This is a genomic window from Entomohabitans teleogrylli, assembly GCF_001484765.1.
In the GTDB taxonomy this organism is placed as follows: Bacteria; Pseudomonadota; Gammaproteobacteria; order Enterobacterales; family Enterobacteriaceae; genus Entomohabitans; species Entomohabitans teleogrylli.
In genome coordinates, this window is the sequence record NZ_LLXO01000029.1 from 19,718 (window position 1) to 43,301 (window position 23,584).

A 23,584-nucleotide genomic window follows, 5' to 3' on the forward strand; every position below is an offset into this window, starting at 1 on the left:
ATCGCCCTCTTTTTTGACATAAACATGAAAATAAAGTGTAGTCTCTGTCACAGAAAGAGGGTGGGTTACGGAATTATCCTGAAATATCGGTAGTCTGTAATACAGGTAAAAATGCTTCAGGAGAAAAACCATGAAGTGGCAACAACGTATCCGGGTGGCAACCGGCCTCAGCTGTTGGCAGATTATGCTGCATTTGCTGGTGGTGGCTATTCTGGTCGTGGGCTGGCAGACCGGCACGCTGGTGCGGGTCGGGCTTGGTTTATGCGTACTTTACGCCGTCACCGTCGTGCTGATGCTGCTGTTTCAGCGCCATCAGGAACAAAGGATGCGCGATATCGGTGATTTTCTGGAAGAATTAACCACCACCTGGTACTTCGGTACTGCGATGATTGCGTTATGGTTGATCTCCCGTTTTGTGCACAATCCGTTCCTGCTGGCTCTGGCGGGGCTGGGGCTGCTGGCCGGTCCGGCGCTGGTCTCTCTGCTGGCGAAAGACCGTCGCGCCAGATCAGGCAATTTTGCGTCGAAACATGGCATACGCCGCTGAGCCGGTCGTGGCCGCGATAAACAACAGCGGCCACAGGCTTTGCCAGACAATCGTCAGACTCGCATCCTTCAAATAGATCTGCTTGGTGATATCCGTAAAGTGGCGGATCGGGTTTACCCAGGTCAGGTTTTGTAACCAGACCGGCATATTCTCCACCGGGGAGACATATCCGGACAGCAGAATCGCCGGCATCATAAAGACAAATACCCCGATAAAGGCCTGCTGTTGCGTGGAGCACAGCGACGAGATCAGCAGGCCGAACCCCACCAGCGACAGCCCGTAAATCAACATGGTGAAGTAGAACAGCGCTAGCGAGCCGGAGAAGGGAATGTCATAACCCCAGATACCGACCCCCAGCACGATCGATGCCTGAAAGGTAGCGACAATCAGCGCCGGTACCGCCTTGCCAACAAAAATCTGCCAGGTGGCCAGCGGGGAGACCAGCAGTTGATCGAGGGTTCCCTGCTCCCGTTCCCGGGCCACGGATAGCGAGGTAACAATCATCACGCCAATCGTGGTGATCATGGCAATCAGCGACGGCACCACGAACCATTTGTAGTCGAGGTTGGGGTTGTACCAGTTGCGGATCACCAGCTCGCTGTTATTCGGTTTGGGTTTCCCGGCCAGCAGCTCCTGCTGGTAGTCATTGACGATTTGTTGTAGATAGCGGGCGGCAATCTGGGCGCTGTTGGAGTTGCGCCCGTCGAGAATCAACTGTAGCGACGTAGGGTGAAACTGCGCCAGATCCCGGGAAAAATTGGCCGGAAAGCGCACCAGCAGCAGCGCCTTCTGGGCATCAAGGGTGGGCTGAATCTGTTGAGGACTGTTCAGCAGCAGAATATGGGTAAAGGCCTGCGCCCGGGCAAAGCGCTGGGTCAGCTCCACGGAATGCTTACCGTTGTCTTCGTTATAGATGGCGATGGTGGCGTTAGTCACTTCCAGGGTGGCGGCGAACGGAAACAGCACCACCTGAATCACTACCGGCAGAATCAAAATCGCGCGGGTTTGCGGTTCCCGCAGCAGGGACTGCAGCTCTTTGCGAATCAGGGTCCACAGACGATGCAACATGGCGGGCGTCCTCAGTCAAGGCGGCGTTTGGTTTTCAACGCCGTCAGTCCAATAAACAGGAGAGCCGAGGCGATCAAAAACAGTACGTTGACCACCAGGACGCTGGCGATATTCCCGGCGAGGAACAGGCTTTGTAGGGTGCTGACGAAATAACGCGCCGGAATAATATAGGTCACGATGCGAATGGCCGCCGGCATACTGTCGATCTGGAAGATAAAGCCGGACAGCATGATTGACGGCAAAAAGGCGGCGTTCAGGGCCACCTGGGCGGCATTAAACTGATTGCGGGTAATGGTGGAGATCAGCAGCCCCATGCCGAGGGTGCTGAGCAGAAACAGGCTGGTTATCAGAAATAAAATCGCCAGCGAGCCGCGGTAAGGCACGCCGAGGATAAATACCGACACCACCATACACAGCAGCATCGCCAGCATACCGAGGAAGTAGTAAGGGATCAGCTTACACAGCAACAGTTCGGCGCGGGTGACTTCGGTGGACAGCAGCGCTTCCATGGTGCCGCGCTCCCACTCTCTGGCCACTACCAGCGAGGTGAGAATCGCACCAATCACCGTCATGATGATGGTGATCGCCCCGGGAATAATAAAATGCTGGCTGATGGCCGCCGGGTTGAACCAGTAGCGGGTTTGTATGTCAATCAGCGGTTCGAAGCTTTCCCCACGATCCTGCGCCCGCTGGGCCTGCCACACCTGCCAGACCCCCTGAGCGTATCCCTGAACGAAATTGGCGGTATTCGGCTCACTGCCGTCGGTGATCACCTGAATCGGCGCGCGATCTCCGGGGGTCGCCATACGGTCTGCGAAATCCACCGGCACCACCAGGATGCCGCGAATTTTTCCGGCCTGCATCAGTTGCACCAGTTGCTGGCGGTTATCGCTGATCGTCGGCGCCATAAACGGCGAAGCGCTGACGGCGTGCGCGAAATCCAGCGCCTCGCTGCTCTGTTGCTCCAGTAGCACCCCGACCCGCAGGCGGCTGGAGTCGAGGTTAATTCCGTAGCCAAAGATAAACAGCAGCAACAGCGGAATGACTACCGCAATCAGCCAACTGCTGGGGTCGCGGACAATCTGGCGCGTCTCTTTAACGCACAGCGCCCGTACCCGGCGCCAGGAAAAGCGCGTAGCGTCATGACTCATGCGCGTGCTCCTTATCCCATGCGTGGATCAGCGAGATGAACGCCTGTTCCATGGTCGGGTCAGGGTGTTGTGCGTCCGCCGCCATCTGTTTCAGGTCGTCCGGCGTACCGCTGGCGATAAGCTGACCGTGGTACACCAGTCCAATACGGTCGCAGTATTCCGCCTCATCCATAAAATGGGTGGTGACCATCACCGTAACCCCTCTCTCGACCATACTATTGATGTGGAGCCAGAATTCGCGGCGGGTCAGGGGATCCACACCGGAGGTCGGTTCGTCGAGAAACAGAATATCCGGCTCGTGCATCAGCGAGCAGGCCAGCGCCAGCCGTTGTTTAAAACCCAGCGGCAGGGAATCGGTAGCGTGGTTGAAAATGGGCTGCAGACTGAACGCCTCACTCATCCTGGCTATCTTCTCATCCTGCGCTTTGCCGCGCAGTCCGTAGACCCCGGAGAAGAAGCGCAGGTTCTGCGCCACGGTGAGGTTACCGTACAGCGAAAATTTCTGGGCCATATAGCCGAGATGCTGGCGCGCTTTGCCTGAGCTGACTTTGAGGTCCATCCCCAGCACCAGCGCCTGGCCGGAAGTCGGCACCAGCAGGCCGCACATCATTTTAAAGGTAGTGGATTTGCCGGCGCCGTTGGGGCCGAGCAGACCAAAGATCTCCCCGCGTTTCACCGCAAAGTTAACGCGGTCGGTGGCGGCGAAGTCACCGAATTTTTTCGTCAGTTCACGGGCTTCAATCACCGTTTCTTCGCTATTGCCTGCCACATGATGCAGGATCTCGCCCAGCGGCGATTCCGCAGTGCCGGCGCCGCCCAGCAGATCGATAAACGCGTCCTCGAAGCGCGGCGCCGTGGCGACGATACTCTCTGCGGGCAGCGATGTCGCTTGGGCTAAATCGTCATGGCTGGCATCCCGGCTGGCGATGATACGCACCGACTTGCCCTGAATCATCCCGTCGCTGATCTGGGGCAGTTTCAGCACCCGTTGTAACAGCTGGCGGTTATTTTCCTGCGCGCTGGTCATCAGCCAGCTACGGCCGGCCATCTGCCGGGTCAGATCGGTGGGGGCGCCGTGGTAGAGCAGTTCGCCTTCGTTCATCAGCAGCACATCGCGGCACTGTTCGGCTTCGTCGAGATACGAGGTGCTCCACAGGATCAGCATCCCTTCGCCCGCCAGTTCATGCACCATCTGCCACAACTCGCGACGCGAAATCGGATCCACGCCGACGCCGGGTTCGTCGAGTAGTAGCACCTTCGGCTGGCCGACCAGCGTACAGGCGAGGCCCAGCTTTTGCTTCATGCCGCCGGAAAGTTTGCCGGCCAGCCGCCCGGTAAACGGGCCGAGGGCGGTAAACTCCAGCAGCCGGGCAAAGGTCTGGCGACGCTGCTCGCCAGTGACGCTGCGCAGGTCAGCATAAAGATTGAGGTTTTCCTGAACCGTGAGATCTTCGTACAGCCCGAATTTTTGCGGCATATAGCCAAGGATCGCATGTAGCACCCGATCCTCGCGCACTGGATCGAGCCCGGCGACCTGCAGCTCGCCGCTGGTAGGCTTTATCAATCCGGCCAGCATACGCATCAGGGTGGTCTTGCCGGCGCCGTCCGGCCCCACCAGGCCGGTAACCGCGCCGGCGCGGATATCAGCGTCAAGACTGGCCACCGCCGGTTTCGCCATATCAGGAAAGCTTTTCACCAGCCCGCGCAGGTGAATCGCCTGTTCACTGCTGGTCATGCCCGGCTCCGCTGGCGAAAGTGATGGTGACCGGCATCCCCTGGCGCAGGGCGTCGTCGGGATCGGTGACGATAATGCGCAGGCGGTAGACCAGGTCGGTGCGCAGGTCCGGGGTTTCGACGGTTTTCGGGGTAAACTCGGCGGTTGGCGAGACAAAGCCGATTTTACCGTGATATGGCCTGTCGGGCCGGCCATCGGTGTATATCAGTAGTTCGCGGCCCGGCTGAGCGGCGCTGAGGTTTACTTCATCGACGTACGCCCGCACCCATACCGGGCGGGTCAGCGACAGGGTCAGTACCGTACTGCCGGCGTTCAGCATACTGCCCGGCTCCACGGCGCGGGTCATCAGAGTGCCATCGGCGGGCGCCGCCAGCGTGGCGTCGGAAAGGTCGAGCTGCGACTGGGCCAGTTGAGCCTCGGCTTGTTGCAGACTGGCCTGAGCCTGAGCGATTTCCTGCGGCCGGTTACCGGCACGATACTGACTGAGTTTATCTTCCGCCGCTTTCAGGTTAGCTTGCGCCTGGTCCCGGGAGGAGCGGGCATTTTCCAGATCGTTGGCTGAAATAGTCCGGCTGGACCACAGTCCCTGCTGGCGCTGGTAAAAGTTTCGCGCATAGTCATAAGCCGCCCGGGCCTGATTTACGGCGGCGGTCGCCTGGGCTATCTCTTCATCCCGGTAACCGGCGGCGATCAGCGAATATTTAGCGCGAGCGGCGGCGACATTCGCCTGCGCCTGGCGCAGCGCGTTTTCGTAAGGCGCTTTATCGAGCTCGCCGAGGATATCCCCCTTGCGGATGCGATCCCCTTCATCCACCTGGAGCGCGGCCAGCCTGCCGCCGACCCGGAAGCTCATATCGACAGTACGGATATCGACATTACCGTACAGAGTTAACGCTTTATCACGACCATTTTCATACCATAACCCTCCGCCGACAGCGACCAGCGCCAGCAGCGCAATAATCACCACGATCGGCCATTTTTTACTTTTCATCGCTTGCGCCACCTCTGTGTATGCAAAGCCCCTGCAGGACGAAATCAATATGTTGGGTTACCACCGCGCAGATCTGCCGGGTGCTGGATTCATCAAACTGGCTCCAGCCGGTGCGCAGCAACAGGGTTTCCCGCAGCAGACGGAAAGTGAGGATTTCACCCATCATGGCGTGGGTGTGCAGAATGGTTTCGGTATCCTGCGCGTCGCGCCCGGTATAGCAGGCGACCAGCGATGTCAGGTGGCTGTGCATCGGGGCGATCACCCGCTGATGTAACTGCTGGTAGGCTGAGGTCGGAGAGAGCTGCTCCCGGGAGATAAATTTGCTCAGGTTCAGGGTTTCATCGGCGGTCAACAGGTGGATCATATCGCAACAGGCGGCGAGAATGCGTTCGCGGATCGCCGCTTTATCGGGTTGTGCAGCGGCGAGCAGCGCCACGGCGCCCTCAAGGTGCGGCTTCAGATTGCCGTCGATAAAGTCGCCGATCCAGTCGGCGCAGGCCATATACAGCTCCTCTTTAGAGCCAAAATAGTAGGTGATGGCGGCAATATTCTGGCCGGCTTCGGCGGCGATATCGCGGGTGGTGGCATGGAGTCCGTATTCGCCAAATTGCGCCAGCGCAGCGCGAATCAGTTGGTTTTTCGCCTGTTCGCCGCGGGAGGTAGTGGGGGTTGAACCGCTGTTCATCGCGCCTCTGAAAAATTAATCAATCGATTGATTAACTCTAGATGGAAAAATACAATCTGTCCAGCAAGGTCATACCGTCAGAAGTGTGACCAGAAACACAATATTAGGCGCTACCCGCAAAAGCTGCTACACTCCGTGGCTTCACGGCACCGTGGTTTGTGCCCCGCATTACGGCCTTTCTGACGGCCGTCGATATCCCCCTGGAAACTACACCGCACACTGGCGGTCAGGGCGGGTCTGGAGTTGTTATGTCTTTTGATTCTCTTGGGTTAAGTGACGATATTCTGCGCGCGGTAGCGGAGCAGGGATATCGCGAGCCGACGCCGGTTCAGCGTCAGGCTATTCCTGTGGTGCTCGCCGGGCGCGATCTGATGGCCAGCGCCCAGACCGGTACCGGTAAGACCGCCGGTTTTACGCTGCCGCTATTGCAGCGACTGTCGCAGGATGCGCCGCACCTCAAGGGGCGTCGCCCGGTGCGCGCTCTGATCCTTACCCCCACCCGCGAACTGGCGGCCCAGGTCGGGGAAAACGTGCGTGATTACAGCAAGTATCTGAATATTCGCTCGCTGGTGGTGTTCGGCGGCGTCAGTATTAACCCGCAAATGATGAAACTGCGCGGCGGCGTGGATGTGCTGGTGGCGACGCCGGGGCGTCTGCTGGATCTGGAACATCAGAATGCCGTGAAGCTCGATCACGTAGAGATTCTGGTGCTTGATGAAGCGGACCGGATGCTGGATATGGGCTTCATTCATGATATCCGTCGGGTGCTGGCGAAATTACCGGCGCGCCGCCAGAATCTGCTGTTTTCGGCTACCTTCTCTGACGAGATTAAAGCGCTGGCGGAAAAATTGCTGCATAACCCGCAGGAAGTGGAAGTGGCGCGACGTAATGCGCCGTCTGAACAGGTGACCCAGCATGTGCATTTCGTGGATAAAAAGCGCAAGCGCGAACTGCTCTCTTATCTGATCGGCAAAGATAACTGGCAACAGGTGCTGGTATTTACCCGCACCAAGCACGGCGCCAATCACCTGGCGGAACAACTGAATAAAGACGGTATCACCGCGGCGGCGATCCACGGTAATAAAAGCCAGGGGGCACGCACCCGGGCGCTGGCGGATTTCAAAGCTGGCGCTATCCGCGTGCTGGTGGCGACCGATATCGCCGCCCGCGGCCTTGATATCGAAGAGTTACCCTATGTGGTGAACTACGAACTGCCCAATGTGCCGGAAGATTATGTTCACCGCATCGGGCGTACCGGACGTGCGGCGGCGACCGGCCAGGCGCTGTCGCTGGTCTGTGTCGATGAGCACAAGCTGCTGCGCGATATTGAACGTTTGTTGAAGCGGGAAATTCCGCGTATCGCGGTTCCCGGCTATGAGCCGGATCCGTCGATTAAAGCAGAGCCGATTCAGAATGGTCGCCAGCAGCGCGGCAGCGGCAGTGGTCGCGGACGCAGCACGCCTCAGGGACAGGGTCAGGGAGAGCGCCGTCAGTCTGCGCCGCGTTCCGGGGAAAACCGCGCGTCAGCCAATGCCGGGGCGCCGTCAGGCGACAGGGCGCGTCGTCGCCGTCCGCCACGTAAACCGGCCCAGTCACCGCGCTAATTGGCTCCTTTGGTGTGAGCTCAAATGTGTTGAATATTTACGGGCGCTGTAGCGCCCGTTTCTTTCGTTCTTTACCCTTCCTTTTACTCCTCAGCGGAAAAATCCACGCTGCGAGCGCTGTCGCATATTAACCTGAATTGACTTGTCGAATTGCCGTACGTTGTGTCCTCGCTCGCGGCAGTAGCCGGGATGATCAGAAAAAGGTACAGCCACATCGGGAAACGTGGGACAATAGTGGTTATCTGTACAGTATATGTGGTCTCTTCATGGCATTGTCCGCGGCGCAAAAAGCGCAAATTGCTGCCTGGTATAAGGCATTACAGCAGCAGATCCCTGATTTTATCCCGCGCGCGCCGCAGCGGCAGATGATTGCTGAAGTGGCGAAAACCCTGGCCGGTGATGAGGGGCGCCATCTGGCCATTGAAGCACCGACCGGCGTGGGGAAAACCCTCTCCTATCTGATACCCGGTATCGCACTTGCCCGGGATGAACAAAAAACGCTGGTGGTCAGCACTGCTAACGTCGCTTTGCAGGACCAAATCTACAGTAAAGATCTGCCGCTGCTGCGTAAAATCATTCCGGAACTGAAATTTACTGCGGCATTTGGCCGTGGGCGCTATGTATGCCCGCGAAATCTGTCGGCGCTGGCGACGGACAACGCCGCCCAGGGGGATTTGCTGGCGCTGCTGGAAGATGAACTCACGCCCTCCAGTGGGGCGGAGCAGCAGTTCTGCGCCAGTCTGAAGGCCGATCTGGACAGCTATCGCTGGGACGGGTTGCGCGACCATACGGACAAAGCCATTGACGATCGTCTCTGGTCGCGGCTCAGTACCGACAAAGCCAGCTGCCTCGGGCGTAACTGCTTCTGGTATCGAGAGTGTCCATTCTTTGTGGCGCGGCGCGAAATCAATGAAGCGGAAGTGGTGGTGGCGAACCATGCGCTGGTGATGGCGGCGATGGAAAACGAATCGGTGCTGCCGGAGCCGAAGAACCTGTTGCTGGTGCTGGATGAGGGCCACCATCTGCCTGATGTCGCCCGCGATGCGCTGGAAATGAGCGCCGAAATCACCCTCAGCTGGATGCGCCTGCAGCTCGATCTGTTTATTAAACTGGTGGCGACCTGCCGCGAACAGTTCCGCCCGAAAACCCTGCCGCCGCTGGCTATTGCGGAGCGGCTCGACGCCCACTGCGAAGAGACGCTGGAGCTGTATGCCGTATTCACCGGCATCGTGAATCTGTTTATTCCCGGCGACGGGGAAGGCGAGTACCGCTTTCCGATGGGCGAGTTGCCCGAAGAACTTCTTGTTCAGGTACAACGGTTGGCCAAACTGACCGAATCGCTGCGTGGTTTAAGCGAAGCGCTGCTTAATGATTTGAGCGAGAAGACCGCTCAGCAGGATATTGTGCGCCTCCATCGGGCGCTGCTGTCAATGAACCGGGCGCTCGGCCAGTTTGAGGCCCAGAGCAAACTGTGGAAGCTGGCGTCGCTGGCCCAGGCTTCCGGCGCGCCGGTTTCCAAATGGGTTACCCGCGAGCTGCGCGATGGCCAGCCGCACCTGTGGATGCACTGCGTCGGGATTCGGGTCAGCGATCAACTGGAAAAGCTGCTCTGGCGCACGGTTCCCCACGTTGTCGTCACCTCCGCCACGCTGCGCTCCCTGAATCGCTTCGACAGACTCCAGGAGCTGACCGGCCTGCGCGAGAAAGCCGGGGATCGCTTTGTTACCCTGGATTCACCGTTCCACCATGTCGATCAGGGCAGGTTACTGATTCCGCAAATGCGCTATGAACCGCGGATCGAGCATGAGACCGAACACCTGGCGGAAATGGCGGCCTTTTTCCGTAGCGAACTGGCGAAGGGCGAGCATAAAGGGATGCTGATATTGTTCGCCAGCCAACGCGCTATGCAGTGTTTCCTCGGCTATGTGACCGATCTGCGCCTGGCGCTGCTGGTGCAGGGCGATCAGCCGCGCTACCGGCTGGTGGAGTTACATCGCCAGCGGGTAGAGAAAGGGGGAACCAGTGTGCTGGTGGGCCTGCAATCTTTTGCCGAAGGACTAGATTTAAAAGGGGAATTACTCAGCCAGGTACATATTCATAAAATCGCCTTCCCGCCAGTGGACAGCCCGGTGGTGGTCACGGAGGGCGAATGGTTGAAAAGCCTGAATCGTTACCCGTTTGAAGTGCAAAGCCTGCCCAGCGCGTCGTTCAATCTGATCCAGCAGGTAGGGAGATTGATTCGCAGCCACGGCTGCTGGGGGGAGATTGTTATCTACGATCGTCGTTTGCTGACGAAAAGCTATGGCCGGCGACTGCTGGAGGCCCTGCCGGTATTTCCGGTGATCCAGCCGGAAATACCGGAGGTAAAAATGAAAAAAACGCCTTCGCCGCGCCGCCGTAAACGGCGTTGATGGTGAGCATCACGCAACAAGGAGTGATCATGGATTACCGCAGTATTATCAAAGAAATTGGTCGGGGTAAAAATCATGCCCGGGATCTGGATTTCGACACCGCGCGCGGCCTGTATCATCATATGCTGAGCGGCGATGTGCCGGAGCTTGAACTGGGCGGCGTACTGATTGCGCTGCGTATCAAAGGCGAGGGGGAAGCTGAGCTGAGAGGGTTCTATGAAGCGGTGCGCCAGCACAGCTTACAGCTTACCCCGCCGGTCGGCAGGCCGATGCCGGTAGTCATCCCCACCTATAATGGCGCCCGCCGCCAGGCTAACCTGACGCCGCTGCTGGCGCTGTTGCTCAGCAAACTGGGATTTCCGGTGGTGGTTCACGGCGTCAGCGAGGACCCTACCCGGGTGATCTCCGCCAGCGTTTTTGAACTGCTGGGCATAGCGCCGGCGCTGCACGCCGGACAGGCGCAGGCGCAACTGGAGGCGCATCATCCGGTATGGATCCCGGTTGGCGCGCTGTGTGCGCCGCTGGAAAAACAATTGGCTCTGCGCTGGCGCATGGGGGTGCGCAACAGCGCGCATACGCTGGCTAAGCTGATGACTCCGTTTGCCGAGAATGCGGCGCTGCGCTTGTCCAGCGTTTCCCACCCGGAATATGTGCCCAAAGTCGGCAAATTTTTCACCGATATCGGCGGGCGCGCTCTGCTGATGCACGGTACTGAAGGAGAGGTCTACGCCAATCCGCAGCGCTGCCCGCAGATAAGTCTGATCGACGCTCAGGGTACTACGGTGCTGTATGAGCGTCAGAACAGCGTGGTAGTGGAAGAGATAGCGCTACCGGCGGATAAAAACGCGGAAATTACCGCTCGCTGGACGGAGCGCTGTGTCGCCGGGGTGGAGCCAGTGCCGGAATCGATTAAGAATCAGCTGGCCTGCTGTCTGGTGGCGACCGGCGAAGCGCAGGAGATGTCTGCGGCCCGGCAAAAAGTGGATGCTGCGTTTTGAGATGCCGATCATCGCGCGGGCAAAAAAAGGTTCATCGCGCTTTACCGGGGGAACGCTGCTTTTTTACCGCCGTTTTCTATTGGTTCACGCTAATCCGCGATGCACCAAAAAAAGCCCGCGTGAGTGGCCGCGGGCAAAAGGGATATTTCAGGGTTAAACAGGCATTTACAACGGAAAGTACACAACAATGATCAGAGATTAAATCTTCACGGCGATCAGTTATAAATCACCGCGGTACCACTCAGCATGTTATAGCCAGATGCAGAAGTGATTTTGAATGATTTAGCGCCGGCAGCGTCGGCTTTGCTGGCCAGTTCGCTTTCCAGTTCGCTCAGTGTGTAAGCGCCGGAAGCGGACACAACACCGATTTTTTCGCCGTGTTGCGGGTTAGTCGCGGTTACTTCCTGTGCTGCGAAAGCACCAAATGACAGAGTGGAAAGCACAATAGCGGCAACAGCATATTTAATGGTTTTCATGGCTAAATTCTCGCAGGTTATTCTGTAAAATAGCGGTCTGCACCGTTGATGTGATAAGTATCACGCTTTCGAGTGGATAATTAAACTGAAGAGAATTGATGGCCTTGTTCTAAAAATTTGAACGTTCTTTAATGGTATGATTTATATGGTAAATATAAATCGCGCTGATGATTTCGTGAGTGATAGTTTCGTCATAGTGGGTAAATGGCACGTTATGCCACACTTTTCATCATAAACCGGCTTCCCTGAGGCAAGCGATTGCAGGTGGTTGAGTATCCGAAGCTGCCTGACGGCAGAGTGGTTGTGCTGCCTTCGCCGGTGCTGGCCGGAGTCCATGACGGCGCGGGCCAGAGTATTGTCAATGCCCCGGGCCGGCGCGCGCCAGCGGGAGATGTAATGTTGCGGCGAGGGTGGGAAAACGGTGGTTATTCGTTCATCCGCCAGGCTAGCGCGGTTATAAACGCTATCCTGGCGGCACTCAGTATCAGCGACGCGCATCTGGCCGCACTAAGTCAAAGCGCTGGGCTTCGTCAATAGTGTAATAGGCGGAAGGGCCGCCAGCGCGCAGCACCGGCTGCGCCCGCGCGGTCTGGTAAATACCATCTTCCAGCAGCGTTTCATCGATATGTACGCCGACAACTTCCCCCAGCACTAACCAGCTTTCGATCGGCGTGCCGTCGGCGGCCTCAAGCTGAATACACTGGGTCAGTCGACACTCAAAGTTAACCGGGCTTTCCAGTACCCGGCAGGCGCGAACCTGGCGGCCTGGTAGCGGCGTCAGTCCGGCGCGGACAAATTCATCTTCGCCGTGGGCCAGACTGGCGGAGGTTTCATTCATGCGTTCAGCCAGCGCGCGGGTGGTGAGATTCCAGACAAACTCCCGGGTGGCGACAATGTTCCGGACGCTGTCTTTCCAGCCGCTGCTGGCAAAACCAATAATCGGCGGCCGGTAGTTGAAGCAGTTAAAAAAACTGTAGGGCGCCAGATTGCGCCTCCCGTGTGTGTCCAGCGACGATATCCAGCCGATAGGGCGCGGGCCGACAATTGCATTCAGCGGGTCGTGCGGCAGGCCGTGGCCCAGTACCGGTTCATAGTAATAACGTTTTTCTGTCATAGAGCGCCTGTGATGATGTCGGTATTCAGCGATTAATTTAGCAGGAAATATTTACCACGCTATCTGCAGAGGGTATCTTACGCGCCCTGACAGGAGAAAGACGATGAAAACAGCCACGCCCCGCAAGTCCGGTCTGCACCCGAGAAACCGTCATCAGCAGCGTTATGATTTTAAGGCGCTTTGCTCTGCCAGCCCGGCGCTGGAGAGCTATTTGCGCGCTTCTCCCGCCGGCGACCAGACCATCGATTTTGCCGATCCGCAGGCGGTCAGGGCGCTCAATCAGGCGCTGCTCGCCCATCATTATGGGGTGAAGCACTGGATGCTACCGCAGGACTTCCTGTGTCCGCCGGTGCCGGGACGGGCGGATTATCTCCACTATCTGGCGGATCTACTGGCGGAAAGTCATGGCGGGCAGATCCCCCGCCAGGCAAACATCCTGGATGTCGGCGTGGGGGCGAACTGCATTTACCCGCTGATCGGCCACAGCGAATACGGCTGGCGTTTTACCGGTAGCGACATTAATGACCTGGCGCTAAAAAATGCCGGCCAGATTGTGGAGGCTAACGGACTGGGGAAGGCGATTCGTCTGCGTCGCCAGAAGGATCCGCAGGCTATCTTCAGCGGTATTATTCACGCCACCGAGCATTACGATGCCACGCTGTGCAACCCGCCGTTTCATGATTCCGCCGCCGCCGCGCGTAGCCACAGCGAACGCAAACGGCGCAACCTGGGTCAGGAGCGCGCTGCGCCGCTCAACTTTGGCGGCCAGCAGCAGGAGTTGTGGTGCGAGGGCGGAGAAGTGGCATTCATTACGCGCATGATCGATGAAAGCCGCCAGTTTGCCCGCCAGGTTCAGTGGTTTACTACCCTGGTTTCACGGGGGGAAAACCTGCCGGTTATCTATCGCGCCCTCCAGCAGGCTGGGGTGGAAAAGGTGGTGCGTATGGATATGTCCCAGGGGCAGAAGCAGAGCCGTATCATTGGCTGGACGTTTATGAATGCAGCCCGGCGCCAGCACCAGGCCGCGTCGCGCAACGCTAAATAGTTGGATCGCTGGAGGGCAGGGTAGCGACGGTGCTGGCGGCGTGACCGCCGCCGCTGTCGATAACCTGCACCGTTTGTACCGGCGCGCGTATCCCCGCCAGATCGAAATATTTCTTCACCATCGCGTCGAGGGCGAAGCGTACCGCCCACTGTTTCAGGGGCTGGGTAGTGAACGATACCCGTAACGTAAAGGCAGTATTGGTCAGTCCTACCAGCCCTGAGAAAGCGGGCTCGCCAATGACCAGCATCCGGGTCTCTTCTTGCCGCATCAGGGCGTCGACCGCCTCTTTCAGCGCCTGATTGGCTCTTTCAACATCCTCGCCGCGGTCAACATCATAATTGGCGACAAACGAGCCGATACCGCGCACAAAGTTGGCGAACGTGGTGATCGATGACCAGGGGATAATGTGGTAAGCGCCGGTATCCTGGCGCACCCCGACTGAGCGAATCGACATCCGCTCCACGGTGCCGGTAATCGGGCCGATAGTCACCAGGTCGCCGGTATTCATGCCATTTTCGAACTGGATAAACACCCCGGTAATAATATCCTTCACCAGGGTCTGGGAGCCGAACGACACCGCCAGACCCAGCGCCCCCGCCCCGGCCAGCAGCGGGGCGATATTTACGCCGATTTCCGATAACAGGATCATCACGGTAATGGTGCTGATAACCACCGCCAGCGCGTTGCGAAACAGGGTCAGCAGCGTACGGGTGCGGGCGCTGGGCAGCGGTCGGCCGTGAATATCGGAGGACAGACGGTTTTCGATCAGGCTGGCGAGTAGCGTCCAGCCGACGGCGGAGAACAGCAGAATCAGAACAATGCGGATAATAATATCGATCGTTTTTTTGCCGGTATCATTGGTCAGCCATTGCCAGAAGTCGAACAAATGCCAGGCGTTGAGCAGCAGCATGACGGCGACGCACACCGTCAGAATACGCGCCAGCTTCAGGCCGGCGGAAATCCAGCCGTTCAGCCGCTTCTGTAGTTCCGGGTAGTTATGCTGCACCTGCGCTGAAAGGGTGATTTTTTTATCTATCCAGCGCGACAGCAGTCCGGAGATAAACGCGGCAATGCCGACGATCGCCAGGCTGTGCAGAGAGGCGCCCATCATAAACTTCAGACTGTTGCCGGGATCGAACAGCGACAGGAAAAACAGAACAATGAAATAGAGGCTGGCGACCCAGTGCCAGATCAGCGCAAACGCGCGGATAAACAGGCTGAAAAACGCCATTGACCGTTCGGCGAGCTGGATCAGGTTATGCTGGATTTCGCGCTTATTATGAAAAATCAGGTATAGCGCCCAGACGGTGATGCAGGACATGATCAGCACATTACTCAGGGCGCCGACCTGGACATTCACCTGATTAGAGATAATCGGTACGGCGACCAGCAGGCCGTAGCCGGTGAGGCTGCTCAGCCCATTGAGTCGCCGGTTCCAGTAGCGGGCGCGGGTATCGGAGATGTTAAAAGGGCGCAGCGACGGGTAACGGGGGCAGAAAATCAGGCGCAGGATAGCTTTAAAGAATTCAATCAGCGCGAAGGCATTCAGGAACAGCCCCTGCTGGCGGGCAATAGTGCGGCTACCGGCGTTAAGCGAGTCGCTGAGGATCTGGCCGATAAACAGCGTCAGCGCCAACAGCAAGATATCAATGATAAAAGCGCCGACAATCATTGCCGGCAAATGTAGCCAACTGGAACGATCGCGGTTCTTGCGCCGCCCCCATTCCCCCATCCGTTTGTATAGCGGGCCGGCAGCGGCCCGCAGCGCCAGATAACAGGCGAATACCGCAACCGCCAGCATCGCGAAGTGGCTCAGCGCGTTGAAAAAGGTCTTTTCATTAAAGGCCTTGTGCGGCGCGCTGGTGATATTGCGGTGTAACTGGGCAAAACGCTGCGCCAGGGCGCCGCCGTACTGGCGGCTCACATCGCTGACGTTTTCCAGCACCGTTTTCTCTTCGTCTTCCGGCTGCGGCGGGGTGAGGGTCAGGCGCTGTTCCGGGGGCGGCGTCGCGGCGGCTTTGCGCAATTGCCCAATCAGCTCGTTACGCGATTGCTCATTATCCAGCACATCGGCCAGCGCGCCCCAGGCGGCTTTTTTCTCCTCCAGAGTGGGCGACGGTTGCGCGGCGCTGGCCGGCTGGCCGCTGGCGCTTGCCGCATCGGCGGCGTAGATCGGTAACGACAGGCTAAACAGACTGCAAAACAGCAGGACGATCCACGGCACGGTTTCCTCCGGTTGATTCAGATACCCGGAGATAAGTATAGATGGTTGTCGTCAGGGGCCGGAAAAGCGGGAAAGGTCTGAGACTATTAAAGAAAAGCCCCTGGCAAGGGGCTGGGAGAGATGATACACCTTATTTGATTACTGAACCCGTAGGTATCAGCAGAAAAAAATCAGGAAAATCAATTTATTGATTTTTGGCGGATCACCGCAAAGGCGCACGGCCAACAGTCCAGGCCCCTCGTAAGGGGCTGTGGAGATTCAGGAAACGTGCTGCAGGAACTCCTGCAGGCGCTGGCTGGGCGGATTTTCGATCAACTGCTGCGGACAGCCATCTTCGGCAATTCGCCCTTTGTCGATGAAGATCAACCGTGAAGCCACTTTTTCGGCAAAACCGATTTCGTGAGTGACGATCACCATTGTCATGCCTTCTTCCGCCAGATCCTGCATCACTTTCAGGACTTCATGGCGCAGTTCCGGGTCGAGGGCTGAGGTCGGCTCGTCGAACAGCATCATTTTCGGTTTTACCGCCAGCGCCCGGGCAATCGCCACCCGCTGCTGCTGGCCGCCGGAAAGTTCGGACGGGTAGTGGTGGCCGCGCTCGGCAAGGCCTACTTTGGCGAGCAGCGATTTCGCCAGTTTCTCCGCCTCTTCTTTCTTCGCCCCGCGCACCCGCTGCGGGCCGAACATCACGTTTTCCAGCGCGGTCAGGTGGGGGAACAGATAGAATTGCTGGAATACCATTCCCGCTTCCTGGCGAATCAACCGTTCGTCAACCTTCGGGTCGTTAACCTTCAGACCATCGACAACCAGATCGCCGGAGGTTATCTCTTCCAGCTTGTTAATGCAGCGCAGCAGGGTCGATTTCCCCGAACCGGAAGGACCGATAATCACCACCACTTCACCCTGGCGGATATGCAAATCGATATTGTGCAGCACCTGGGTCTGGCCAAAGTGCTTGGATACGTTTTTAAATTCAATCACAGGATTTTCATCCTTCTTTCAAGACGACGCAGAATAAAGCTCAACACCAGGGTGATTATCAGGTAGATAACCGCCACGGCGCTCCAGATCTCCAGAGCGCGGAAGTTGCCGGCGATGATTTCCTGACCCTGGCGGGTCAGTTCCGCCACGCCGATAACAATAAACAGCGAGGTATCTTTAATGCTGATAATCCACTGGTTGCCCAGCGGCGGCAGCATACGGCGCAGCGCCAGCGGCATAATCACATAGCGAATCGTTTCCCGGCGCGACAGCCCCAGCGCCAGCCCCGCTTCGCGAAAACCTTTGTGAATCGATAACACCGCGCCGCGAGTGATTTCCGCAATGTAGGCGCCGGAGTTAATCATGATAGTGACCACCGCCGCGCTGAACGGGTCGATGCGCAGATCGTTGAATGCCATCGGCAAGGCGAAGTAGATGAACATCACCTGTACGACAATCGGCGTGCCGCGAATCACTTCGATAAATACCAGCGCGACATGGTTGGCAATCCAGCCGCCGTAGGTGCGGGCAAAGCCGGCCACCAGGCCGATAATCAGACCGCCAAGCAGACCGAGGACCGAAATCCACAGAGTCATTTTGGCGCCTTCAAGTAACAGGGGGATGGCGGGCCAGATGGCGCTCCAGTCAAACTGCATGATGATTTCCTGTAAACCGTGGTTCAAAAATAGCAGGGGCGAAATGCCGCCCCTGAGGTTTCTGGTTAAAACAACCAGAAAGGATTATTTCGGTTCAGTGCCGAACCATTTTTTATAGATTTCGTTGTAAGTACCGTTTTCGCGCAGCGTTTTCAGGGCGCCGTTCACTTTTTCACGCAGCTCATCGCTGCCTTTCGGGAACGCGACGCCATACTGCTGGGCTTCCAGAGACTCGCCTACCGCTTTGAACTGACCGTTGCCGGCTGTCTTGATAAAGTAGAGGATATTGGGCGTGTCGTGAAGTACCGCGTCGGCGCGGTTGGTACCGAGTTCCATATAGGCATTGTCGATATTCGGGAACTGGCGCAGGTCTTTGGTTTTGATGTGCGCTTTCGCGTAATCCACCGAACCGGTGCCGCTTTTCACCGCCAGAATCTTACCGTTCAGATCGTCAACGCTCTTGATAGCGTCGTTGTTGGCTTTAACCATCACCAGCAGACCGCTTTTGTAGTAGCCGTCAGAGAAATCAATGGCTTTTTTACGCTCTTCAGTGATGGTGATGCCGGCCAGCGCCAGATCGATGTTTTTAGTCTGTAGCGCCGGGATGATGCCGCTGAAATCCATCGGTTTCAGGGTGTAATCCAGCTTCAGCTCTTTGGCGATGGCGTCCCACAGATCGACATCGAATCCCACATATTTATCGCCTTGCTTAAACTCGAAGGGCACGAAGGCGGTATCGGTCGCCACGACCAGTTTCTTATCCGCCGCCTGGGACGAAACCGCAAATGCCAGGGTCAGTGCAGCCAGTGAAACTTTGAAAATCGACTTCATAGCTTTTCCTTTTAATATCCACGGGGCGATCCCCTGCGTAATCATCTGCCGACATGAAAAAATCATGCCAGTTTTACAACACACTGATTTCTTTAGGTGTGTTTCAGATACTTTGCACGGTCGATAGTGCAGCGCACGTCTGTTGCACCATTATGGATCACCAAAAGAGTGCGCAGGACGCGACCTGAGAAGCAGAGACTCTTTTACCGCGAAAATCGCCGTGAAAACAATCGTTCATTAACGATTATGCGACGTGATTATTACATTTGAATAATTTTTGACGGGAATATACACAGGAGGATGCCCTGTTATGGTGCAGGGCTCCTCCTGTGGGAGGGGAGAACGGATTTATTCGAGGTTAGCTTCGATAAACCACAGGAATTTATCCAGATCGCGGGAAGCAGCGGTAAAGATATCGGCGGTATCTTCATCTTTGGCTTCGGAGATGGCTTTACGAACATCGTTAGCGACAATCGCGTAACGGTCAGCCAGCTCTTTCAGGTGTTCCTGCACGGTGTGGATATCCAGCGGATAGCTTTTCAGCGTGGTTTTGCTGTTCACTACCTGAGTGGTTCCCAGCGCTACGCCACCGAGCTGTACGGCACGTTCCGCCATGGTATCGAGGTGGTCGGTCAGGGCGGTACGGAAACCGTCAAGCATTTCGTGAACGGCGATAAAGTTCGCGCCGCGCATGTTCCAGTGCGCCTGTTTGGTAATCAGAGACAGGTCGATAAACTGGATAACCTGGCGATTGAGTAATTCTACGGTGGCTTTTTTCTCGCTGTCCGCAACATCATTGCGGGTATAAAGCAGGCTCGAAGATTTTGTTTTTACCAGTTTAGCGGTACTCATAAACTCATATCCTCTTGAAGTGAATGTCCCATTAATTTGCGGAATTAAGTATAGCACCGGATTTGCATTTTGCCGGGGAGGTTAATACCTATCAGACAAATAGCGCAGAGCTGCTGTAAATATAAAACTTGTTGAATATCAGTTTATTAATGACAGCGGGTGGCGAATCGCCGACCTCGCAACAAATATACGCGGCACGCTGGCAACACCACTGCCAGTGGTGGATATATAACTGATTGATTGCGGATAATATTTCGCACGGCTTCGGTTAAGCGTGCGAAATATGGTTATGGGGGGTTAATTGATATCGACGCGCTCTATTTTCGTTTCGCGTTTCAATGTGAGCGTTGAGCCCATAGAGGCGGCAATGATCGCCAGCAGACCGGCGCACTGTACCAGGCTCAGACGTTCGCTGAGAAATATCATGCCGGAGACCGCCGCCATGGCTGGCTCCATACTCATCAGCGTCCCGAAGGTTCGGGTCGGCAGGCGGGTCAGGGCAATCATTTCCAGCGAGTAGGGGAGCGCGGTAGACAGAATCGCGACCCCGAGACCGAGCGGCAGTAGCGACCAGGTCCATACCGGCGCAATGGCCTGCCAGGTTCCGATCGGGACAAAGATGATGGCGGCGATCAGCGAACCTATCGCTACCGTCGCCGGGCCGTGATCCGCGCCGGCGCGCTGCCCGGTGATAATGTATAGCGCCCAGCAGGCGCCGGCCCCCAGCGCTAATCCGGCGCCGACCAAATCCACCTGCGAGACATCCTGACCGATCGGCAGCAACAGCCACAGCCCCAGTACCGCCAGAATCACCCAGACGAAATCCACCGCACGGCGCGAGGAAAATAGCGCGACCGCCAGCGGCCCGGTGAACTCCAGCGCGACGGCGATGCCCAGCGGCACCGTCTGGATAGACAAGTAGAAAAGATAGTTCATGCCGCCGAGCGACAGGCCGTACAGCAACAGCGGCATCCGTTGTTCAGGAGCAAAACGCAGGCGCCAGGGTTTAAAGAACAGCACCAGAATTAATGTGCCGAGTGCCAGGCGCAGAGCGGTGACCCCGGGGGCGCCTATCAGCGGGAACAGTGATTTGGCGAGAGACGCACCGCCCTGAATAGACGCCATGGCGATCAGTAGTACGACTATCGGCAGCCAGGCGGGGGTTTTACGGGGTAACGTGGACATCCGGCATCCTGTTAATGGTTATAGGTAAATGTCAGGGCCGACCAGTGTAATGGATGTCTGCGTCATGGTTGAGGGTTGGTTGAAAAAAAACTCTCGCCAGAGCGGGTATAATAAGAAGAACGGATAGCATTTTGTGCGTTTATGTTTCGGACTAATCTGGATGTTCAGAAGCGTTTTTACCGCAGATAATTCCGCAATATGGTTTAAAATTCGCTACTTATGAAAGTTTTCTTCAGTCATTGAAATGAAATGTTACATGAAGGAGCGCTTAGACAACATAATCGTCGCAGAGTTTCTTACCGTATTTTGATATATTTAAAACTTAGGACTTATTTGAAGCACATTTGAGGTGGTTATGAAAAAAATTGCATGTCTTTCAGCACTGGCCTGTGTTCTGGCCGTTTCCGCAGGTTCCGCAATGGCGGGTACCAGCACTGTTTCCGGCGGCTATGCGCAGAGCGATATGGCCGGCGTGGCGAACAAAGCAAACGGCTTTAACCTGAAATACCGTTATGAATTTGATAACGACCCCCTCGGCGTGATCGGCTCCTTTACCTACACTGAAAAAGATCGTAGCGAGAACGGCGTGTATAAAAAAGGCCAGTACTACGGTATCACCGCCGGCCCGGCATATCGTCTGAATGACTGGGCCAGCATCTATGGTGTGGTAGGTATCGGCTACGGTAAATTCCAGCAGAACAGCTTCCCGCGCCACCAGGACACCAGCGATGTTGGCTTCTCCTACGGTGCTGGTCTGCAGTTCAACCCGATCGAAAACGTCGCGCTGGACTTCTCTTATGAGCAGAGCCGCATTCGCAACGTAGACGTTGGCACCTGGATCGCCGGTGTTGGTTACCGTTTCTGATTCCTTCGGGAAGCAAAAAATCCGCCTACGGGCGGATTTTTTTTGCCTGACTGGCGCTGGTAACAAAAGGATCGCTGCCCAGATGAGTATAGTCCACCCGCTGCAGTTTAAAGTTGGTAACGTAAATCGGCCCCGCTGATTGCTTAGACATAAACGGGTAGGTTGGTTGCAACTCCCGGGCTTTAATCCCTGTCCACTGACTGAAAAAGTTCAGGAAATCATTGGCCGAACGGCGCGCTTTGATCTTCCTGTGGGCAGTGTCATCGCTGGAGAGCACCATAAACGGCACCTGGAAGCTTTGCTGGACGGTGTCATCATGGGCCAGGTATTGCACCTCTTTACCGCGTTCCTTAAATGCCAGGCCGTGGTCGGAGAAATAGACCAGCGAAAAGCGCTGGCCGGTGCCCTGTAACTGCTGATATAGCTTGCTCAACAGCGTGTCGGTTTGTGTCATAGTATGCAGGTAGCAGGAGGTCTCCCGGGACTGAACGAAAACCTGGTATTTCCCCCGGGTGCGATCACAGGCCTGCGGATGCGAACCCATCAGATGCAACACAATCAGTTGCGGCTGGCTGCGCGGCGCGGCGAAGACCTGGGCGGTCATCTTCAGTAGTTCGTCATCCTGAGTGTTTTTGTCAGCTTCAAAATCGCCGCTCTTCAGAAACTGCACCTCATCGGCGCGCCGGGCGATACTGGCGATCGCCGTGTCATATTCGCCGATTTGCCCCTGATTGGAAAACCACCAGCTCTGAAAACCGGCCCGGTTGGCGAGGGTAACAAAGTTATCCTGATATTGCGGTTTGCCGCTTATCACCCGATTAAGGGTTAGCCCCAGCGATTTCTGGGTGGAGGCGCTGGCGGAGATATAGTCCATAAACAGCGTGCCTTTGACCTGGCTGGCGAAAGGGGTGTTATCCCAGTGGCCGCCGAAAGCGCCGAGCGCATCGCGGCGCGCGCTTTCGCCAATCACCACCATATAGATCTGGTAGCGCGGCGCCACGGAAAGCACATGCCAGGTATCTTTCTTACTGGCGAGAGCCTGCATACGCGCCTGCTCTTCCAGAACGTCATTGTTATTCACGATGATGTCTTTAACAAAGCGCGCCACCGGATAGCCGGTTTCCTGTAGCCGGAAACCCCAGCCGGTAAGGTAGTTGTGGACTGGCGCGTACAATAGCGCCACCGTGGCAACCACCAGACACAGGCTTTGCGCATACCCCCAACCGCGTTCAGGCGATGGGCGGCGGCGCAGCGCCACCACGCCCAGGCCAATAATAAATAGCCCGATCAGGTAGCTGTACCACGGGAAGATGGTCAGGATCTCGGCGGATTCCTCCATATTGGTGGAGTGCAGGGCCAGCAGGGTATTGAAATTCGGCGCGCCGTAAGCCTGGCCGAACGGGAAATAACCGCCTGCCGCCAGGCTGCTGAAAGCCTGCACCGTTTTCTGTAACCGCGGGGCGACGCGCCACAGCAGAAGCAGTACGCAGGTGAATGCAATAGCGTAAAGCAGGCTGAATGGATAACCCAGCGCGTAATTAATCAGTAACGATTGCAGGAAATAGAACCCCAGCCACGGATCGAGGAGATTACCGCGAATTGCCTGGGCTTCTTTTACGGTCGAATTCATAGATTACTGTCTGATGCACGCCATGCGCTTACCCTGGCGTTAAGGGCCTGACCTGTCTGGGGGAAAAAAGCGATTACCAGTGCTTTACCGACGAGGCTGCAAGAAGATAGAGCGCGGCGTAAAGAATATCAACAGGAGATAACGCACTGTTTTGCGAGGCGGACTACAAAACCACGAAAATAAGCAGGAAATAGGGGATGTGAAATGGCTTACGCCACAGTATAGACACTAATTTTTACAAATTAATGACGGCCCGAAGGCATCGGGCCGGGATCAGGATGGTTTTTTGGGTTCGGACTGTGGCTTGTTGAACATATCGCACAGCATGTTCAGCAATTGCAGCCTGACCTTAAAGGGAGATTGAGTAAACACGCGTAAGCACCTCTTCAGCTCAGTCATACCACACCTCCTCGCGATGATTGCCTGGCAATCGATCCCTGAATGGTGTCTGGATTACATACAGATATAGCACGGGCTATAAAATATAGCTATGGCTATTTCGTTATTTTTTTGTTGTTGGCGTGTCGTGGTTTAC

General features: G+C 56.5%; 21 protein-coding genes. 6 read left to right on the plus strand and 15 right to left on the minus strand.

Annotation, left to right across the window (positions count from 1 at the left end; genetic code table 11):
• Positions 1 to 130: 130 nt before the first annotated feature.
• Positions 131 to 547 (plus strand): YbhQ family protein, encoded by a 417-nt coding sequence (locus AQ981_RS21860; RefSeq protein WP_058913884.1) that lies wholly within the window; start codon positions 131 to 133, stop codon positions 545 to 547.
• Here the strand turns inward: AQ981_RS21860 and AQ981_RS21865 are convergent.
• From AQ981_RS21865 to cecR, 5 genes are read right to left on the minus strand one after another with little or no spacing between them, the layout of a single operon-like run.
• Positions 509 to 1,615, minus strand: coding sequence for an ABC transporter permease (locus AQ981_RS21865; protein ID WP_058913885.1), 1,107 nt, complete (start codon positions 1,613 to 1,615; stop codon positions 509 to 511). The two genes, AQ981_RS21860 and AQ981_RS21865, sit on opposite strands and share 39 nt — an antisense overlap.
• 11 nt (positions 1,616 to 1,626) lie before the next feature.
• Complete coding sequence (locus AQ981_RS21870) at positions 1,627 to 2,766, minus strand: ABC transporter permease (RefSeq protein ID WP_058913886.1); 1,140 nt, start codon at positions 2,764 to 2,766, stop codon at positions 1,627 to 1,629.
• Entirely contained in the window at positions 2,756 to 4,501 is a 1,746-nt protein-coding gene (locus AQ981_RS21875) for an ATP-binding cassette domain-containing protein (protein WP_058913887.1), read from the minus strand. Before AQ981_RS21875 ends, AQ981_RS21870 begins: the two co-directional genes overlap by 11 nt.
• Positions 4,488 to 5,492, minus strand: coding sequence for a secretion protein HlyD (hlyD, locus tag AQ981_RS21880; RefSeq protein ID WP_058913888.1), 1,005 nt, complete (start codon positions 5,490 to 5,492; stop codon positions 4,488 to 4,490). Before hlyD ends, AQ981_RS21875 begins: the two co-directional genes overlap by 14 nt.
• On the minus strand, positions 5,482 to 6,177 hold the full coding sequence (gene cecR / locus AQ981_RS21885; protein WP_058913889.1) for a transcriptional regulator CecR: 696 nt from the start codon (positions 6,175 to 6,177) through the stop codon (positions 5,482 to 5,484). Before cecR ends, hlyD begins: the two co-directional genes overlap by 11 nt.
• A 248-nt stretch (positions 6,178 to 6,425) precedes the next feature.
• Here cecR and rhlE point away from each other — a divergent pair, with 248 nt between their 5' ends.
• The 3 genes from rhlE to ybiB all read left to right on the plus strand — a co-directional run bounded on the left by rhlE (position 6,426) and on the right by ybiB (position 11,190).
• Entirely contained in the window at positions 6,426 to 7,781 is a 1,356-nt protein-coding gene (gene rhlE / locus AQ981_RS21890) for an ATP-dependent RNA helicase RhlE (protein ID WP_058913890.1), read from the plus strand.
• A gap of 266 nt (positions 7,782 to 8,047) precedes the next feature.
• A complete protein-coding gene (dinG, locus tag AQ981_RS21895) occupies positions 8,048 to 10,192 on the plus strand; it encodes an ATP-dependent DNA helicase DinG (protein ID WP_058913891.1) in 2,145 nt (714 codons plus the stop codon).
• Positions 10,193 to 10,221: 29 nt separating this feature from the next.
• Complete coding sequence (ybiB, locus tag AQ981_RS21900) at positions 10,222 to 11,190, plus strand: DNA-binding protein YbiB (protein ID WP_058913892.1); 969 nt, start codon at positions 10,222 to 10,224, stop codon at positions 11,188 to 11,190.
• A 215-nt stretch (positions 11,191 to 11,405) separates the two neighbouring features.
• Here ybiB and bhsA read toward each other — a convergent pair whose 3' ends face one another.
• Complete coding sequence (gene bhsA / locus AQ981_RS21905) at positions 11,406 to 11,666, minus strand: multiple stress resistance protein BhsA (protein WP_058913893.1); 261 nt, start codon at positions 11,664 to 11,666, stop codon at positions 11,406 to 11,408.
• Positions 11,667 to 12,150: 484 nt separating this feature from the next.
• Positions 12,151 to 12,780, minus strand: a complete 630-nt coding sequence (locus AQ981_RS21910; protein WP_058913894.1) for a flavin reductase family protein — start codon at positions 12,778 to 12,780, stop codon at positions 12,151 to 12,153.
• 103 nt (positions 12,781 to 12,883) lie between these two features.
• On the opposite strand from AQ981_RS21910, the gene rlmF reads away from it, so the two are divergent.
• A complete protein-coding gene (gene rlmF / locus AQ981_RS21915) occupies positions 12,884 to 13,825 on the plus strand; it encodes a 23S rRNA (adenine(1618)-N(6))-methyltransferase RlmF (RefSeq protein WP_058913895.1) in 942 nt (313 codons plus the stop codon).
• Here the strand turns inward: rlmF and ybiO are convergent.
• From ybiO to rhtA, 6 genes are all read right to left on the minus strand, one after another.
• Positions 13,818 to 16,049 carry a mechanosensitive channel protein gene (gene ybiO, locus AQ981_RS21920; protein WP_071608983.1) on the minus strand — a complete coding sequence of 744 codons (2,232 nt, stop codon included), beginning with the start codon at positions 16,047 to 16,049 and terminating at the stop codon, positions 13,818 to 13,820. The two genes, rlmF and ybiO, sit on opposite strands and share 8 nt — an antisense overlap.
• A 258-nt stretch (positions 16,050 to 16,307) precedes the next feature.
• Positions 16,308 to 17,030 carry a glutamine ABC transporter ATP-binding protein GlnQ gene (gene glnQ, locus AQ981_RS21925; RefSeq protein WP_058913896.1) on the minus strand — a complete coding sequence of 241 codons (723 nt, stop codon included), beginning with the start codon at positions 17,028 to 17,030 and terminating at the stop codon, positions 16,308 to 16,310.
• On the minus strand, positions 17,027 to 17,686 hold the full coding sequence (glnP, locus tag AQ981_RS21930) for a glutamine ABC transporter permease GlnP (RefSeq protein WP_058913897.1): 660 nt from the start codon (positions 17,684 to 17,686) through the stop codon (positions 17,027 to 17,029). Before glnP ends, glnQ begins: the two co-directional genes overlap by 4 nt.
• 84 nt (positions 17,687 to 17,770) lie before the next feature.
• Positions 17,771 to 18,517 carry a glutamine ABC transporter substrate-binding protein GlnH gene (gene glnH, locus AQ981_RS21935; RefSeq protein WP_058913898.1) on the minus strand — a complete coding sequence of 249 codons (747 nt, stop codon included), beginning with the start codon at positions 18,515 to 18,517 and terminating at the stop codon, positions 17,771 to 17,773.
• Positions 18,518 to 18,865: 348 nt separating this feature from the next.
• Positions 18,866 to 19,369, minus strand: a complete 504-nt coding sequence (dps, locus tag AQ981_RS21940; RefSeq protein ID WP_058913899.1) for a DNA starvation/stationary phase protection protein Dps — start codon at positions 19,367 to 19,369, stop codon at positions 18,866 to 18,868.
• Positions 19,370 to 19,666: 297 nt separating this feature from the next.
• Positions 19,667 to 20,554: a threonine/homoserine exporter RhtA gene (gene rhtA / locus AQ981_RS21945; protein ID WP_058913900.1), complete on the minus strand. Its 888-nt coding sequence runs from the start codon at positions 20,552 to 20,554 to the stop codon at positions 19,667 to 19,669.
• Positions 20,555 to 20,909: 355 nt separating this feature from the next.
• Between rhtA and ompX the strand changes: the two genes are divergently transcribed.
• Positions 20,910 to 21,419: an outer membrane protein OmpX gene (gene ompX / locus AQ981_RS21950; protein ID WP_058913901.1), complete on the plus strand. Its 510-nt coding sequence runs from the start codon at positions 20,910 to 20,912 to the stop codon at positions 21,417 to 21,419.
• Positions 21,420 to 21,444: 25 nt separating this feature from the next.
• Here ompX and AQ981_RS21955 read toward each other — a convergent pair whose 3' ends face one another.
• Positions 21,445 to 23,049, minus strand: a complete 1,605-nt coding sequence (locus AQ981_RS21955) for a phosphoethanolamine transferase (RefSeq protein ID WP_058913902.1) — start codon at positions 23,047 to 23,049, stop codon at positions 21,445 to 21,447.
• Positions 23,050 to 23,322: 273 nt separating this feature from the next.
• Positions 23,323 to 23,448 carry a manganase accumulation protein MntS gene (mntS, locus tag AQ981_RS26975; RefSeq protein WP_082683248.1) on the minus strand — a complete coding sequence of 42 codons (126 nt, stop codon included), beginning with the start codon at positions 23,446 to 23,448 and terminating at the stop codon, positions 23,323 to 23,325.
• Positions 23,449 to 23,584 lie beyond the last annotated feature (136 nt).

What these genes read in the sequence shown, in the direction of transcription:
- AQ981_RS21860 (WP_058913884.1), top strand. Translation starts at nt 131, where the DNA reads ATGAAGTGGCAACAACGTATCCGGGTGGCAACCGGCCTCAGCTGTTGG.
- AQ981_RS21865 (WP_058913885.1), bottom strand. Translation starts at nt 1,615, where the DNA reads ATGTTGCATCGTCTGTGGACCCTGATTCGCAAAGAGCTGCAGTCCCTG.
- AQ981_RS21870 (WP_058913886.1), bottom strand. Translation starts at nt 2,766, where the DNA reads ATGAGTCATGACGCTACGCGCTTTTCCTGGCGCCGGGTACGGGCGCTG.
- AQ981_RS21875 (WP_058913887.1), bottom strand. Translation starts at nt 4,501, where the DNA reads ATGACCAGCAGTGAACAGGCGATTCACCTGCGCGGGCTGGTGAAAAGC.
- hlyD (WP_058913888.1), bottom strand. Translation starts at nt 5,492, where the DNA reads ATGAAAAGTAAAAAATGGCCGATCGTGGTGATTATTGCGCTGCTGGCG.
- cecR (WP_058913889.1), bottom strand. Translation starts at nt 6,177, where the DNA reads ATGAACAGCGGTTCAACCCCCACTACCTCCCGCGGCGAACAGGCGAAA.
- rhlE (WP_058913890.1), top strand. Translation starts at nt 6,426, where the DNA reads ATGTCTTTTGATTCTCTTGGGTTAAGTGACGATATTCTGCGCGCGGTA.
- dinG (WP_058913891.1), top strand. Translation starts at nt 8,048, where the DNA reads ATGGCATTGTCCGCGGCGCAAAAAGCGCAAATTGCTGCCTGGTATAAG.
- ybiB (WP_058913892.1), top strand. Translation starts at nt 10,222, where the DNA reads ATGGATTACCGCAGTATTATCAAAGAAATTGGTCGGGGTAAAAATCAT.
- bhsA (WP_058913893.1), bottom strand. Translation starts at nt 11,666, where the DNA reads ATGAAAACCATTAAATATGCTGTTGCCGCTATTGTGCTTTCCACTCTG.
- AQ981_RS21910 (WP_058913894.1), bottom strand. Translation starts at nt 12,780, where the DNA reads ATGACAGAAAAACGTTATTACTATGAACCGGTACTGGGCCACGGCCTG.
- rlmF (WP_058913895.1), top strand. Translation starts at nt 12,884, where the DNA reads ATGAAAACAGCCACGCCCCGCAAGTCCGGTCTGCACCCGAGAAACCGT.
- glnP (WP_058913897.1), bottom strand. Translation starts at nt 17,686, where the DNA reads ATGCAGTTTGACTGGAGCGCCATCTGGCCCGCCATCCCCCTGTTACTT.
- glnH (WP_058913898.1), bottom strand. Translation starts at nt 18,517, where the DNA reads ATGAAGTCGATTTTCAAAGTTTCACTGGCTGCACTGACCCTGGCATTT.
- dps (WP_058913899.1), bottom strand. Translation starts at nt 19,369, where the DNA reads ATGAGTACCGCTAAACTGGTAAAAACAAAATCTTCGAGCCTGCTTTAT.
- rhtA (WP_058913900.1), bottom strand. Translation starts at nt 20,554, where the DNA reads ATGTCCACGTTACCCCGTAAAACCCCCGCCTGGCTGCCGATAGTCGTA.
- ompX (WP_058913901.1), top strand. Translation starts at nt 20,910, where the DNA reads ATGAAAAAAATTGCATGTCTTTCAGCACTGGCCTGTGTTCTGGCCGTT.
- AQ981_RS21955 (WP_058913902.1), bottom strand. Translation starts at nt 23,049, where the DNA reads ATGAATTCGACCGTAAAAGAAGCCCAGGCAATTCGCGGTAATCTCCTC.
- mntS (WP_082683248.1), bottom strand. Translation starts at nt 23,448, where the DNA reads ATGACTGAGCTGAAGAGGTGCTTACGCGTGTTTACTCAATCTCCCTTT.